We start from the raw sequence: 14,059 nt of genomic DNA, 5'->3' as shown, positions 1-14,059 counted from the left end.
GATCGGATCCCCGGGTGCCGTGTCAGGATCGGACAACCGTCCTCGATCAGCCCTCGCTGACCTCCTCGGCGGACGCGGAGGCGTTCTTCCTGCGGCGCGCCATGTAGACGGCGGCACCGCCTCCGGCGGCGATCACGGCACCGGCGGTGATCAGACCCGCGACCGGGCTGCCGGTCTGCGCCAGAGGACCGCCGGCGCCGTTTCCGGCCTCCGTCTCGGAGGAGTCGCGGTCATCCGCGTCATTCGTGTCATCGACGTCGCCGGAGTCACCGTCCTGGCCGCTCCCGCCCTCGGTGCCGTCGTCGCCCTCACCGCCGGTTCCACCCTCGCCGTCGCCGGGCTCCTCACCGCCGGACTCTCCGTCCTCACCGCCGGATTCTCCGTCCTCACCGCCGGGCTCCTCGCCACCGCCGGGCTCCTCCGGAGCACCGGGCTCGGTGTCCGAGGCCACGATGGTCTCACCGACCTCGTAGGAGACGCTGAACCCCTCCTCGGGGAAGGTCACGACCATGTCCAGGGTCTGGACCCCGCCCCACAGTTCCACCCTTCCCAGATCAGAGTCCATGAGCGTGTCGCTCCAAGGAGCCTCCTCGGTGACGAGGGAGATCTCGGCGCCGAGTTCGTTCACCTCGACGGACCCGGTACCCGGGTCGTGGGAGAACTCCCGGTCACCGGCCCAGTCCTGGACGGCCTCGATCTCGGTCCCGGTGAAGGACGCCTGGAGGAGCAGTTCGTCGGACCCCCCCTCCGGGTTCTCGAGGCCGGGCTGGGAGATCCCGCCCTCGGCCTCCGCCCGCATGGCCTCGACGTCGGCCGCCGTGAGCTCGATCCGGAGCTCGTCGAAACTCACGAGGGCGCGGAGCTCGTCCCTGTCCACGTCCGACAGGACGGAGGTGCGGGAGAGGGCGAAGACCTCGCCGCCGAAGGCGTCCAGGTACCGGTTGGTGCCGTGGAAGTCGGCGCCCCTCGGGTAGAACGCGGTGATTCGGGCCTCGTCCGCGACGTTCGCGTGCGCGTAACCGATCTCTCCGTTCTCGGCGTGGGCGGGAACGGCCGCCGCGACGCTGAGCGCGCCGAACGCGGCGAAGGCGACACCGCCCTGCAATGCGCGACGTGCGGAAACGGGGGAAAACAATGTCAAGGGAATCCTCGTTCGGATCGATCCGGTCCGTGTCCCTCAGACCGGCCATGGGGGATTGCGGACGAGCTGCGCCCTCGACCAGCGGGGAGGGGAGGACTTCGTCCGGGGCCGCGGTTCGGGCCCGGCGGAGGCGGGTGCGGCACTCCGCCGCCGAGAAATGATCCTAATGCCACACCGCCCCCGAAGAAGCGGAGCACAACAACAAAACCGTAACCAGCCGGGCCATTAAGCCTCATCCGGAATCCATTTCTTCTAACAATTGTTAAAGGGGAAGCGTGAACCTTACGACGTTTGGAACGTCGTACCATGTGTCCGAATGCCTACGGGACTCCCCGTGCGGTCGACCGGACACGAGCGTCCTCCCCGGTCGAACCCCGCGAAGGGCCGCCCGGCTATCCTCCGGGAAGCCGCCCGCCGGGGCGGTGCCCGGGAAGCCCGGGCCCCACGCCGCTCGTCCCACCCACGGAGCGCCCCATGTCAGCACCCCTCACGCAGACCACCAACTGGGCGGGCAACGTCACCTTCGGCAGTCCGCGGATCCACCGGCCCCGGAGCCTCGACGAGCTGCGCCGTGTCGTCCGCGACAGCACGCGGATCCGCGCCCTGGGCAGCGGCCACTCCTTCAACCTCGTCGCCGACTCCGACGCCGACCTGGTGCGCCTGGACGGGCTACCCGCGGAGGCCGGGATCGACGCCGGGGGCCGGACCGTCACCGTCACCGCCGGTATGCGCTACGCCGAACTGGTCACCGCGCTGCACGAGCGGGGGTTCGCGCTGGCGAACCTGGCGTCGCTGCCGCACATCTCGGTCGCGGGCTCCTGCGCGACCGGCACCCACGGGTCCGGGGACGGCCAGCGCTGCCTGTCCGCCGCCGTGCGCGCGGTGCAGCTCATGGGCCCCGACGGCGACCTGACCTGGCTGAGCCGCGACGCGGACCCGGAGGTCTTCCCCGGCGTGGTGGTCGCCCTGGGCGCGCTGGGCGTCGTCACCCGGCTCTCCCTGGAGATCGAACCGGCGTTCACGATGACCCAGCGGGTCCGTGTCGGGGTGGCCCTGGACGAGGTGGCCGACCACGTCGACGACGTGTTCGGCGCGGCCTACAGCGTCAGCGTGTTCACCGACTGGTGCGGTGAGGCCGCCGTGTGGCTCAAGCACCGCACCGACCGCCCCGGGGGCGCCTGGAGTGGCGGTCGGCCCGCGCCGGGGCCGGTGCACCCCGTCCCGGGGATGCCTCCGGAACCCAGCACCGAGCAGATGGGGGTCGTCGGCCCCTGGCACGAGCGGCTCCCGCACTTCCGCCCCGAACTGGAGCCGAGCGCGGGCAGGGAGTTGCAGTCCGAGTTCTACGTGCCCCGTGAGGCCGCGGGCGCCGCGTTCGCGTCCCTGCGCGGGATCGGGCACCTGCTGGCCCCGACGCTGTACGTCGCGGAGGTGCGCACGGTCCGCGCGGACGACCTGTGGCTGAGCCCCGCCCACGGCCGGGACTGCGTCACCTTCCACTTCACCTGGCTCCCGGACCCGCGGGCCGTGGCGCCGGTCCTGGCGGCCGTGGAGGAGCGCCTCCTGCCGCTGGGCGCCCGCCCCCACTGGGGCAAGCTCACCTCGATGGCCCCGGCCGACATCACCGCCGGGTACGAGCGCGCGGCGGACTTCGCGGGCCTCGCACGCGCGCTCGACCCGGCCGGGAAGTTCCGCAACGCCTTCACCGACGGCCTCTTCCCCCGCGGGTGAGGCCGGGCCGGGCCCGACCCGGCGGCGCACTCCGAGGGCTCAGCCGACGACGTCGAACACCTGCTTCTGGACGCCGTTCGAGTACGCCTCGTGCTCGACCAGGCGCAGCTTCGCGGCGTCCTTGTCCGTGTCGCTGAACAGGCGCTTGCCCGCGCCGAGCAGCACAGGGAAGACCAGCAGGCGGTAGCGGTCGACCAGCCCGGCGTCGGCCAGGGCGCGGCCCAGGGCGGCGCTGCCCTGCACGGAGACGGGCCCGCCCTCGGTCCTCTTGAACTCGGCCACGTCGTCGAGCGAACGCAGGACGGTGGCCGGCCAGCGCGGGTCCTGCTCGGCGAGCGTGGTCGAGACGACGTACCGGGGCATGGCGTTGTACCCGGCGAACTCCTCCACCGTCGTCGGCCAGGCCGGAGCGAAGGCCTCGTAGCTGCGGCGGCCGAGAAGCAGGGCGGTGGCCTCCCGTCCCCTCCACCGGCGGGGGCGCCCGTCTCGGCGGCCCCGCCCTGAGGACACCCGGGGGCGGGGGGCGGGAGAACAACCGGTGGCGGCGTTCCCTAGGGGGTTCCGGGGTCCGGTCCCCACGGACGACCTCGGGGCCGCCGATCTTCCGGGATGAACCCGATACCGCGCGCCCCCGTCGACGGCCAGCGTTGAGGGGAAGCCACGTCCCTTCCCACCGAAGGAAGAACGATGCCCCCTCCCTCCGGCACCCTCTCGCCTCCGGCCTCCAGCCCCGCTCCCCGGCGCAGGCGCCGCACCGCCGTACTCGCCACCGTGACGACGCTGTGCGCGCTGGTCGCCGTGTTCGCCGCCTCCGCCTACGTGGGCCTGGACCCCGACGCCTCCCAGGTGGAACTGAGGCCGGACTGGCCGCCCCACTACCCGTTCCTGCTGGTCCACGTGGCGGCTTCGGTCATCGCGCTCACCACCGCTCCCCTCCAGTTGTTCCCCGCCCTGCGCCGAGGCGGGGCGCACCGTGTGATCGGCCGGATCCACCTGTTCGCCGGGGTGTTCCCCGGCGCGCTCTCCGGGTTGGTCGTGGGCGTGATGAGCACCTACGGCTTCGCCGCTCAGGCGGGGTTCTCACTGCTGGCCGTGCTGTGGTTCTCCATCGGCGTGGCCGGGTACCGCGCGATCCGGCAGGGCCGCCGCGCCGACCACAGGGAGTGGATGCTGCGCCTGTTCGCACTGACGATGGCCGGGGTGATGCTGCGCGTGCTGGTGCCGGTGCTGGTGCCCGCCCTCACACCGCTGCTCGGCCCGGCGCACGGCGGTGACGAGGAGGCGGTCTTCCGTGAGGTCTACCAGGGCATCGCGTGGCTGTGCTGGGTGCCCAACCTCCTCGTCGCCGAGTGGTGCCTGCGGCGGTCCCGCCGGGGCTCCGCCTCCTACCGGAGCGCGTGACGGCCGCCGCCGGGCCCCCGGGAGGCGGCCCGGCGGAGCAGTCCGATCAGGCCGGGTCGACCCGGTACAGGGTGGTCGAGCCGGACACCTCGTTGGCCACGGCCAGCATCGGGACGCCCCGGATCGGCGAGTCCGAGGCGCTGATGAAGGCCAGGCCCTCCGCGCCGAGGTCGCCCGCCTCGCGGGTACCGGGCTCGGCGGTGAAGTCGCGGTTGTTGAGGTACTGCACGAAGGACGCCTCCCGGGGGTCGGTGACGTCGTAGACCATCACGCCGCCCACCCGCTCCAGTCCCACGAACGCGTAGGTACGGCCCGCCACCTCGCCGAGCACGACCCCCTCGGGCTCGGGGCCCTTGTCGTCGCTGCGGTTGTCGAAGGCGTTCTCCGCGTGGTCGGAGTTGAAGAACTCCGGCGCGGCCTCGGCGGTGATCCGCTCGAAGTCCGACCCGGAGTCGAAGAGCAGCTCGCCCTCGGCGGTGAAGATCGAGAACGAGCGCCCGCCGAACGCGTACACGTCCTCGTAGCAGCTGCCGTCCTCGCGCAGGCCCTCGGCGGCGGTGACCTTCAGCCTGCCCATGTTGGCCTCGTCGAGCAGCTCCTCGGTGCTGTCGATGCCCAGGTCGTTGCCGGCCAGGAACTCCCGGAGGCGCGGGGAGTCCTCGCACAGCGGGGTGTCCTCGGCCAGGTCGCCGAGACGGGTCTCCTCGGAGTAGCCGTCCCAGTCGCGGGTGTCGCCCTCGTTCGCAGTGACCATCAGGGTCTGGCCGCGCCAACGGTAGGTGTCGAACCCGTCGGGCTGGTACATGCCGTACACCGGCCAGTTGGCGATGCGGATCCCGTCGTCCCGGTTCGACACGTCCAGCTCGTTGCCGGGCTCCATGTGGTCCTTGAGGCCGAGGGGCACGATGTCGGTGAACTCGGCGGTGCGCAGGTCCAGCAGCGCGACGGCGTTGGCCTCCTGGAGCACCACCTGGGCGCTGTGGGCGGTGTCAGCGGAGATGTACTCCGGTTCCAGGTTGCGCGCCACCCGGCCCGGGGTGCCCTCCTCGCCGGTGGACAGGTCCGGTCCGAACACCCGCACCCCCGAGGGCAGCTCCCTCTCCCCGTCCCAGGCGCGGAAGTCGGCGGTGCGGACGTCGTCCTGGGTGACGGCGGCGGGCCTGCGGTCCACGCGGATGACGCTCACCGACCCCTCGGGGTCGGTCGAGTAGTCGTCGCTGGGCTCCCCCTCGTTGGCCACCAGCAGCAGCCTGCCCTCGGGCGTGAAGGTGGCCATGTCCGGCAGGGCGCCGACCCTGACCGCGTTGAGCGCGGTGCCGCCGGTGTCGTAGAAGACCACCCAGCCGTTCTCGGTGCGGTCGGGGGCCTCCACCGCCACGGCCACGGTGCCGCCGTGGACCGCCACGGAGTTGGCGACCGCGCCCTCCGGCACCACCGATCCGTCGGCCGCCTCGATCCCGGGCGTGCGCAGGTCGAACAGCTTGGCGGGGGCCGCCGGGTCGGAGACGTCGAGCACCTCCACCGCGGCGGCCAGGGCGTTGACCACGTACAGGCGCTGGGTGCGCGGGTCGTGGGCGACGATCTCCGCCGCCGCCTCGTCGAAGGAGCCGGTGTGGTAGCTGCCGAGGGCGGACAGTTCGACGCCGTCGCGCCCTCCCTCGCCGGGCTCCCGCCGCTCCGCGTGGGCGGGGGCCACCGTCCCTGTGAGGGCGACGGCGAGGGACACCGCGGCCGCCGTGATCTTGCGCATGCGTGCTTCCTGGTGGTTCCGGGGGATGGACGCGGTCACGCCCGCGCCGAAGCCAACCAGGGGCGGGCATGGATCAGTGGAACGCCCGGTGACGCGGGGATGAAGGCGGAGGGCGGCCGTCCCGGTCGCGGGGGCGCGCCTCATGCTATTGGCGCTGGAGGAATTCCGCGGGCGGATCGAGAAATCCGGAACACCGGAGAACCGGAAGGACTCGTGAAAGGACCGCTGCCAACGCGTGTCCGAACGGCACCGGAAAAGGGAGCGCCGCCGGTTCAACGGTTATTCGGCCGCGGCGGTACCGGGTGTGACGGGCGTGCGGTGCGAATCCGGGAAGAGGGCCGGAGGAGGGAAGTCAGTAACCGGCCGACCGGAGCCTGTGCCAGGCGGTCGTCCAGCGCTGGCGCTCACCGGCGTCCTCACCGGCGCAGGCGGTCACGAAGGCCATCAGGAACACGTACCTGGGCAGCTGGGTCCCCTCCAGGACGTCGCGGAAGGTGGTCGCCCGCACCGCTGCCCCGCACAGGTACTCCAGCTCCAGGTAGGACCAGTCGCCCGCCCAGACGAGGTAGCGGCGCATGACCAGCAGGAACTCCGCGGGAGTCCCGGCGTCCAGGGGGTTGGGCCGATGCTCGTAGCCGTCCAGGGCACGGACGGTCGGGTGGCGCTCGACGGCGGAGCTGGGGGTCGTGAGGACACGGTCGAGCCAGCTGGTGTGACCGAGGGACCGGTTCGGTCCGGTGGGTTCGAGGACGCCCGTGGTGGTCACACCTTCTCCTTTTCACCGGTCGAAATCGACGTCAGGGGGTTCTCCCGTACGCGCTGCGCCTGTTCGGCGTACACGCGGGCGCGGGGGATGGAGAGAACAACGAAGGCCGGATACCAGCTGTTGTGGGGAGAACTCCGGCGGTTCGGTTACGGAGAAACCTACCGGATGAACACGGAACGCGAAAGCGCCTGGCGACACGGGTTCGGAGAGGCGTTGGTCTCCCCCGTGTGTGACGTCGCCGCCGCTGCTTCCACTGTTGTGCGCTTTTACCACAAAGGGCAACAAAGGGCATCTGGAACACTGGGCAAAACGTCCTCCCTCGCGGCAGCGCCCACAACGCGACCACCTGGGACGTCAGGGGGAAAGATCCCGGGGCTGCGAGATTGTTTTGTCCGAATATGCAATTTAAGGTTGACCGTAACCAGGATCACGGTGTCCACGCCAGTACCGTGGCGTCGTCGCTCCCCTTGCCGCGCGGATGACGGAGCCGGTCGGGGTCGGCGGCCTCCAGCGCGCGCACCCGGTCCAGCAGCGCGCGCGGCCCCATGTCCGAAACCAGGGCGAACGCCTGGTCCCAATCCAGGTCGCCGAAGAGGTCGACCACCCGGCTCGCCCCGTCGGTCATGGCGGTGAAGCGCCCGAGGGGCAGGGTTCCGGTCAGCGCCTCCTCAGCCGCCCGGGGGTGGGCTCCCGCCGTCCAGAAACCCTCGGGAACGTTGCGGTACGCGCGGATGGCGTCCCAGGGGCTCCCCCGGCGGGCCAGGTCGTCCCTGAGGTCGTCCAGACGGGTGTCGGTGAGCACGTGCACTCCGGCCCCGCCCTCCACCAGCAGCACGGAGTCGGACAGCACCAGGTACTCCAGTGCGTCGGAGTCCGCCCGCACCGCCACGACCGTGGCGGACGGGCTCTCCTGGTTGCCCAGGTCGCAGGTGTCCGCGTGCAGGGCGGAGGCCGTCACGATCGCCTCGGCCAGGGCCTCGCGCAGGGGGAGTCCCGCGTCGGCCCCCGCAAGCAGCAGCGCGCCGAGCCGCCGGGTGTACCAGGCCACCCCGTGGGAGCAGCCCGTCTCCACGTCCCGTGGCGCGCTCGCCCCGTCCAGGAGGACCGCACTGGTCGCGGTCGCCGCGGCGAAGTCCTCGTTGGGTCGGCCGGGATCGCCCGGCTCCGTGGCGACGCGGAAGGGCATTCCCGGATCTCCCGTTCACGGACGGCGCGTCCTGTCGTGGGCACCGTGCCCCCAGCTCGGAGGCACGATGACCGCACGCTATCTACCCCTGAAATTTACACCCATGGAAAGCACAGCTTTCGGGTAGATGAACGATTCGGTACGTTTCCGGAGACCGCCGACATCGCACGGCCCGGATCCGGCGAGGACGCGAGCAGAGGAAGCACGCCCCGCGACGAAAGCGGGGACCCGCACACGCAAGGACCAGAACAAGGACAAGAAGACGAGAACAGGATGGATCCCCCCATGTGGAATATTCCCTACTACTTCCGGAGAGTCAGGAGAATACTCAGGAGAATGGTTCCGGTCCCGGTCAGGAAGGTCCTCTTCCTTCCCGTCTCATGGAGGCACCGGAGGAGGGACCCGGAACTCACCGTGTCGACCTACCGGCGCGAACCCGTCCTCGCACGGCGCTGGTCCGGCCCCTTCGACATCGAGGACTTCGTCGCCCGACAGACGAACCGCTTCACCGACCTCCTGCGTGAGCGGGGGATCGACTACTTCCTCTCCCGGTCCAACGGCGTGTACCACCGTTCGGTCGCCGTGTCCGAGGAGGACAGGGCCGAGGTCCTGTCGGTCCTCGCCACCCGCTACAGCCTCCGCGGTTCGTACGTGAGGACCCCGGGCGGGTACCGGCCCCTGTCCCCGCTCCGGTTGCGCGGGCTCCGCCGCGCTCCGGTGGTCCGGCTCGGAGAGCACGTCGTCGGCGACCGGGGTCCCGCGGTCGTCGGACCCGCCCACGGCTTCACCGTGGAGTTCTGGCAGGAGGGCGAGCGGTTCCTGGCCTCTCCCGACCGTGAGGAGAGGCTCGGCCGACTCCGGGTCGTGGCGCCCGAGCACGTCCTGCGGGAATCACTCATCGCGCCGCAGCCCAACCCGGTGAGCGAGGTGATCCCCGCCAGGGCCCGCAAGACCGCCGAGGTCAGGGTCGGCGACCGGACCCATCCCACTCTGGACGCCTTCACCTGGGAACTCGCCACCGACATCACCTTTCCCGTCGACGCCGTCTACACCTGGGTCGACGGGTCCGACCAGGCCTGGCGCGCCAAGCGCGACGCCCACCTCGGCGAGAACACCCCGGCCAACCCGCACTCCGCCTCCGACTCCCGCTACACCAGTCGGGACGAACTCCTCTACTCCCTGCGGTCGCTGGAGATGTTCGCCCCCTTCGTACGCAACGTCTACGTCGTCACCGACGGCCAGACGCCGCCGTGGCTGAACACCGACCATCCGCGGGTACGGGTGGTCGACCACACGGAAATCTTCGGTGACCCGTCGGTCCTTCCGGTGTTCAACTCGCACGCCATCGAGTCGCAACTGCACCACATCGAGGGCCTGGCGGAGCACTACCTGTACCTCAACGACGACGTGTTCTTCGGCCGTCCCGTGTCCCCCTCCCTCTTCTTCCACCCCAACGGGCTCGTGAAGCTGAACCCCTCCCCCTACCGCTTCGGCCTGGGCGAGGTCAGCGAGGAGGACCAGCCCGTGGACGCCGCCGCCAAGCGCAACGGCGCGCTGCTGGAGAAGCACTTCGGCAGGGTGCCCGTGTCCAAGTTCAAGCACACGCCCATCCCGCAGCGCCGGTCGGTGGTCCAGGAGTTGGAGGAGAGGTTCCCCGAGGTGTTCTCGCGGACGGCGGCGTCGCGGTTCCGGCACCCGGACGACCACTCCGTGCCGTCGTCCCTGCACAACTACTACGCGCTGTTCACGGGCAGGGCGGTGATGGGGGGTCTGCGCTACACCTACCTCAACCTGGCCGACCTCGACGCGGTGCGGTACCGGACCGGGGCCCTGCTGGTCCAGCGCAACTTCGACACCTTCTGCGTGAACGACACCACGGAACCGGACGAGGCGGCCGAGAGGCACGTCGACGAGTTCCTCGGCGACTACTTTCCCTTCAGGAGCGGTTTCGAGCGGTGAGGGGCGGGGCGGCCCGGCCACGGCCGGGCCGCCCCTTCGGGTCAGCGCACCAGGACGGTGGTGTGCACGTCGATGCTGCCGCTCTCCCAGAGCCAGTCCATCGCGGCCAGGCTCACCCGGGCGCACCCGTGGGAGGCGGGCTGGGACGGGACGACCGGGTACCCGTGCACGGCGATGCCGCCGTTGAAGTACTTCGGTCTGTACAGCGCCCCGTAGGGCCCGGGGTCCCAGGCGTCGACCTCGCGGAAGACGGTGTAGGAGCCGGTCGGTGTGGTGGCGATCCGCTCGGTGCCGTCCGAGGACTCGTAGGGCTGACCGGATCCGGTGGAGGTGTTGAGGACCCGCTCCACCTCGCCGCCGGAGACCACCAGCAGCAGCTGCCGGTCCAGGTCGATCTCCAACAGGTCGCCGGAGGTGTTCTGGGCCTCGGGAAGCACGCCCTCGGCGAGGGCGGCACGGGTGTCGGGGCCCACGACGCCGTCGCGGGTGATCCCGGCGGCCTTCTGGAGCGCCACGACGGCCTGCTCGGTGTGGAAGCCGAACTGGCCGTCCACGCCGTCGATCCAGTAACCCAGTTCGGCGAGGCGTTCCTGGACGGCGGTCACCCCGGCTCCGGAGCTGCCCTGGCGCAGCTCCGGTCCGGCGCTGACCGGGGCCGGGGCGGCGTGCGCGGCCGGAGCCGCCACGGCGGTGCCCAGGAGCAGGGCGAACGCCGCGGCCACGGCCAGGAGGAGGGTGTGTTTCGGGTGCGGTGTCGGGAGGAATCGGGGGGTTGCCATACGTCCTCCTTACCCACCCCGCACGCGGTTCTCCCCGCCCCGTAGGACCTGTGGACGAATCCCGCCTCCGTGTGCGGGCGGACGTGCGAAGACGCGCTGGCGGTTCCTCGACGGCGGACGTATGGGGACGTACGGGGACGCGCTGGCAGTGGCCGCCCCGGGTACGGGCCGCTCGGCGCACGGGAGCCTGGGGCGCGCCCGACCGGGTTCAGCGCCGTCCTGGGCCCGGGCTGTGCGAGCGCGCGTGCAGGGACGAGGCGACGTGGGCCAGGGCCCGGCACCGGGCGAACTCCACTGCGGTGAAGGGGACGGCCCCCCTGCGGACGGTCAGGACGCCGCCGCCGGGCGCGGGGAGGGTCATGACCGTGCCGGACAGGTCCTCGCGGGCCGTCCCGGCGGACGGTTCGGCGGTGTGCTCCACGGCCCGGGCCGAGGCCAGGGACAGCAGCGAGCGCTCCAGCGTGGTCGCCCCGGTGACCAGGGCGCTGACCAGGGCGAGCGTGCGGCTGGTGGTGTCGCTGAGCTCGTGGACGTCGGCACGGCGCACGGCGGCGTCGCGTCCGCCCGCCTCCCGTACGGCGGTGTACAGGTCGCCCTCGCCCACGTGCGCGGGAGCGCTGACGAAGAACTCGTCCACGGCGTCCGCCCCCGCCGGATGCACCTGCATGAGCCGGATGTCGATCCCGAGGGCGGCGAACCGCGCGGTGAGCGCGGCCAGGCCGCCGGGCACGTCGGCGACCGTCACGCGGACACTCCACAGCAGGTCGTCGGACGGGGCACGCGCCGCTTCCCTCCCCCCGGGGGAGCCGTCCGACACCGCGGGTCCGCCCCCGGCGGACCGTCCGTCCGAGGGCGCACTCCGGAACGGCTCGGCGCTCCCGGCCGCGTCCACCGCTCCGGAGTCCCGGGGCGGCCGGGGAGCGGACGCGGCCTTGTGGCGGCGCCACCGGTGGACCGCGGAGACCGCGAGCAGCAGCAGACCCACGGTGATCAGGACGCGGACGCCCGCGTCGCTGTGTCCGAGGGAGAGCACCACAAGGTGCGCCGCACCGGCGGCGAGGAGCAGGGTGCCCAGGTCGAGCGCCTCTCGGCCGAAGAAGCCGTGGCGGTGGTCGTCGGTTCCGTGCCGTCCTTCGGAAGCGTCCATGGGACCGAAGATCCCAGGGCGACGTTGCGCCCGTTCGCACCCGCGTGAAGGACCGGTAACGACGGAGAGTGACTCTGGCCACTCCGGAGGCGAACGGCTCCCGGCCAGGTCCGGAAACGGCTGCCGCATCGGCGTTCCCGTGGTCGCGACGCTCTCAGGAAACCCGCCCGACCAGCAGGGACGCCAGCTCGTCCGGCTTCGCGCACACGGAATGTGCCGTGCCGCACAGCGCTTCTAACGTGAGGTGGAACGACACCCGCGTGTCCTTCCCATGACGACATCCTCCCGGTGGACGCCTCCCGTCCACACGACGCATGGAGCACACGGAACACATGAAGCGCGACGTGACCAGGATCGGACCGCGGAACGAGGCCCGCTATCCGCACCCGCGAACACCGGACGACTCCGGGATCCCGGTGCGCACACTGCGCGCCCGGCACCCGCTGCCCCTCCTGGTCACCGGGGCCGTCGCCTCCCTGCTGGCCCTCCTGGCGACCGCCGAGATCACCACCACCCTGGCGGGCAGTCCCCTGCACCACCGGACGTCGCTGTGGTTCGACACCCACGGCCACCACCAGCTCTGGGCGACCCCCGAGATGATGCTCGCGTCAGCGCTGCTCACGTCCCTGGGGCTGACCATGGTCGTGCTCGCGCTCGTTCCCGCGCGCGGCGACTGGCTGGCGCTGTGCGACAACGGCGTCCGCCCCGCCGACGGCGTTCCCGTCCCCCGCCGGAAGGCGGAGGAGCAGGACACGTTCGGCGGACGCGCACTCCACCGCGCGACGCCCCGGTACAGCTCTCGCTGAGTTCCCGTCAGTCGGCAGGGCCCCGCTCGGGTACCGACCGCGCGTACCGGCCGTCAGAGCGCGGGCCCGGCTCCGCGGTCCGGGTTCCCGGCCCCGGGCTTCCGGTGCGCGGTCCGGGCCCCGGGTTCCGACGCACAAGGCGGGTGGTGCCGGCGCGCGGGCTCAGGCCGCGGTCCGGCCCCGCGCGCGGCCCCCGCCGTACACGAGCCGCCGCATCAGCGCGTCCAGCGGTCCGGGGCGTCCCGCGCGCTCCAGCGACGCGGCCGCGCCCAGGCCGACCAGCCAGGCCAGCAGGGCCACGGCCAGCGCACCGGCACCGCCCACGCGCGTGCCCAGGCCGACCAGGTCGGGGTGGAGGACCACCGCCACCAGCACCGAGTTGAGGATGTAGAAGGTCAGGGAGCGCCGGCCCACCGCCGCGACGGCGCGGGTGAGCGGCCCGGGTGCGCGTTCCAGCCGGATCGCCCACAGGGTGAACAGCGCCGCGTACCCGGCTCCGCCGCACACCCCCGTCAGCACCTGGAGCGCCATGAGCAGCCCGCCCGGCACCGCGCCCGGCTCCAGCGCGCCGACCGCCGTCAGGGAGGAGGGCAGCGCCCCCGCGAGGGACACGGCCACACCCGCCGCGGCGATCCGGACCAGGAGCGCGCGGTGCGCCTCCGGGTCGTCCAGCAGGCCCGCGCGGCCCGCCAGGTAGCCCAGGACGACCAGCAGGAACAGCGGGTAGGCGAGCGCCACCACCAGCGGGCTGAACGGGAGCCCCGCCAGGCGCGTCACCCAGTCCTCGGCGGTCAGGTAACCCGCCACGGCGTACGCCTCCTCCCCCGCCGTCAGCCGCCCGAGGTTCATGCCGACCATCGCCAGGGGGACGGTGAGCGCGTAGAGCGCGGCGAACACGGCCGCGGCGCGCACGAGCGCCCTGTTCGGGCGCAGCAGCAGCCACCCGGTGACCAGGGCCGCCAGCCCGTAGGAGGTCAGGATCTCGCCGGGGAACACCAGCAGCGCGTGGACGAACCCGAACAGCAGCAGGAACGCCCCGCGGCGGCGCAGCAGGCGGCGGACCTCCTCCTCACGCGCGCCGCGCGCGGTCTGCCGGGCGACCATCCACGCCATCCCGTAGCCGAAGAGGATCGCGAACATCGGGAAGGCCCGGTTGTCCAGCAGCAGCGTGGTCGCGAGGGCCGCGATCCGGTCCGGCAGGGGTTCGCCGGACACGTCGGTGCCGAAACCCGCGCCCGCGTACACCCCGGCGTAGGCCATCGCGATGAGCAGCAGCATGAACCCCCTGGCCAGGTCGGGGGCGAGCCTGCGCCCGGTGTCGGGCCGCGGCACGGCGGTGGCGTCCATCGTCTCTTCCCTTCCCTGAGCCGGGTTCCCGGTGTTCCGGGAACTC

The 14,059-nt window shown here is 72.2% G+C and carries 12 protein-coding genes; 4 read left to right on the top strand and 8 right to left on the bottom strand.

Going from position 1 to position 14,059, the window contains the following annotated elements:
• Window positions 1–46: 46 nt before the first annotated feature.
• Window positions 47–1,105 carry an LPXTG cell wall anchor domain-containing protein gene (locus HGB44_RS06150; RefSeq protein WP_061081738.1) on the bottom strand — a complete coding sequence of 353 codons (1,059 nt, stop codon included), beginning with the start codon at window positions 1,103–1,105 and terminating at the stop codon, window positions 47–49.
• Between the two features lie 510 nt (window positions 1,106–1,615).
• Between HGB44_RS06150 and HGB44_RS06145 the strand changes: the two genes are divergently transcribed.
• On the top strand, window positions 1,616–2,872 hold the full coding sequence (locus HGB44_RS06145) for an FAD-binding protein (protein WP_061081739.1): 1,257 nt from the start codon (window positions 1,616–1,618) through the stop codon (window positions 2,870–2,872).
• A gap of 39 nt (window positions 2,873–2,911) precedes the next feature.
• Here the strand turns inward: HGB44_RS06145 and HGB44_RS06140 are convergent, their stop codons facing one another.
• Window positions 2,912–3,382, bottom strand: coding sequence for a dihydrofolate reductase family protein (locus HGB44_RS06140; RefSeq protein ID WP_231972518.1), 471 nt, complete (start codon window positions 3,380–3,382; stop codon window positions 2,912–2,914).
• Window positions 3,383–3,559: 177 nt separating this feature from the next.
• On the opposite strand from HGB44_RS06140, the gene HGB44_RS06135 reads away from it, so the two are divergent.
• A complete protein-coding gene (locus tag HGB44_RS06135) occupies window positions 3,560–4,273 on the top strand; it encodes a DUF2306 domain-containing protein (protein ID WP_061081740.1) in 714 nt (237 codons plus the stop codon).
• Between the two features lie 46 nt (window positions 4,274–4,319).
• On the opposite strand, the gene HGB44_RS06130 is transcribed toward HGB44_RS06135, so the two are convergent.
• The 3 genes from HGB44_RS06130 to HGB44_RS06120 form a co-directional block, all read right to left on the bottom strand.
• Window positions 4,320–6,023 carry a choice-of-anchor I family protein gene (locus HGB44_RS06130; protein WP_061081741.1) on the bottom strand — a complete coding sequence of 568 codons (1,704 nt, stop codon included), beginning with the start codon at window positions 6,021–6,023 and terminating at the stop codon, window positions 4,320–4,322.
• A gap of 352 nt (window positions 6,024–6,375) precedes the next feature.
• On the bottom strand, window positions 6,376–6,789 hold the full coding sequence (locus HGB44_RS06125) for a hypothetical protein (protein WP_061081742.1): 414 nt from the start codon (window positions 6,787–6,789) through the stop codon (window positions 6,376–6,378).
• Window positions 6,790–7,216: 427 nt separating this feature from the next.
• Window positions 7,217–7,975: a protein phosphatase 2C domain-containing protein gene (locus tag HGB44_RS06120; protein WP_061081743.1), complete on the bottom strand. Its 759-nt coding sequence runs from the start codon at window positions 7,973–7,975 to the stop codon at window positions 7,217–7,219.
• 414 nt (window positions 7,976–8,389) lie between these two features.
• On the opposite strand from HGB44_RS06120, the gene HGB44_RS06115 reads away from it, so the two are divergent.
• A complete protein-coding gene (locus HGB44_RS06115) occupies window positions 8,390–9,934 on the top strand; it encodes a stealth family protein (protein WP_061081785.1) in 1,545 nt (514 codons plus the stop codon).
• A 41-nt stretch (window positions 9,935–9,975) separates the two neighbouring features.
• On the opposite strand, the gene HGB44_RS06110 is transcribed toward HGB44_RS06115, so the two are convergent.
• Window positions 9,976–10,713 (bottom strand): L,D-transpeptidase family protein, encoded by a 738-nt coding sequence (locus tag HGB44_RS06110; protein WP_061081744.1) that lies wholly within the window; start codon window positions 10,711–10,713, stop codon window positions 9,976–9,978.
• 208 nt (window positions 10,714–10,921) lie between these two features.
• Window positions 10,922–11,860, bottom strand: a complete 939-nt coding sequence (locus HGB44_RS06105; protein ID WP_061081745.1) for an ACT domain-containing protein — start codon at window positions 11,858–11,860, stop codon at window positions 10,922–10,924.
• Between the two features lie 314 nt (window positions 11,861–12,174).
• Between HGB44_RS06105 and HGB44_RS06100 the strand changes: the two genes are divergently transcribed.
• Window positions 12,175–12,666 (top strand): hypothetical protein, encoded by a 492-nt coding sequence (locus HGB44_RS06100; RefSeq protein ID WP_231972519.1) that lies wholly within the window; start codon window positions 12,175–12,177, stop codon window positions 12,664–12,666.
• A 162-nt stretch (window positions 12,667–12,828) separates the two neighbouring features.
• Here HGB44_RS06100 and HGB44_RS06095 read toward each other — a convergent pair whose 3' ends face one another.
• Window positions 12,829–14,013 (bottom strand): DUF418 domain-containing protein, encoded by a 1,185-nt coding sequence (locus HGB44_RS06095; protein WP_061081746.1) that lies wholly within the window; start codon window positions 14,011–14,013, stop codon window positions 12,829–12,831.
• Between the last annotated feature and the right edge of the window lie 46 nt (window positions 14,014–14,059).

It is taken from the genome of Nocardiopsis alborubida (genome assembly GCF_012396365.1).
GTDB classification, from domain to species: Bacteria; Actinomycetota; Actinomycetes; order Streptosporangiales; family Streptosporangiaceae; genus Nocardiopsis; species Nocardiopsis alborubida.
This window is presented reverse-complemented; position numbering and strand designations above follow the sequence as displayed.

Bases quoted from the DNA above. Each gene is read 5' to 3' on its own strand.
- HGB44_RS06105 (WP_061081745.1), bottom strand. From the start codon at position 11,860: ATGGACGCTTCCGAAGGACGGCACGGAACCGACGACCACCGCCACGGC.
- HGB44_RS06110 (WP_061081744.1), bottom strand. From the start codon at position 10,713: ATGGCAACCCCCCGATTCCTCCCGACACCGCACCCGAAACACACCCTC.
- HGB44_RS06100 (WP_231972519.1), top strand. From the start codon at position 12,175: ATGGAGCACACGGAACACATGAAGCGCGACGTGACCAGGATCGGACCG.
- HGB44_RS06095 (WP_061081746.1), bottom strand. From the start codon at position 14,013: ATGGACGCCACCGCCGTGCCGCGGCCCGACACCGGGCGCAGGCTCGCC.
- HGB44_RS06120 (WP_061081743.1), bottom strand. From the start codon at position 7,975: ATGCCCTTCCGCGTCGCCACGGAGCCGGGCGATCCCGGCCGACCCAAC.
- HGB44_RS06145 (WP_061081739.1), top strand. From the start codon at position 1,616: ATGTCAGCACCCCTCACGCAGACCACCAACTGGGCGGGCAACGTCACC.
- HGB44_RS06135 (WP_061081740.1), top strand. From the start codon at position 3,560: ATGCCCCCTCCCTCCGGCACCCTCTCGCCTCCGGCCTCCAGCCCCGCT.
- HGB44_RS06130 (WP_061081741.1), bottom strand. From the start codon at position 6,023: ATGCGCAAGATCACGGCGGCCGCGGTGTCCCTCGCCGTCGCCCTCACA.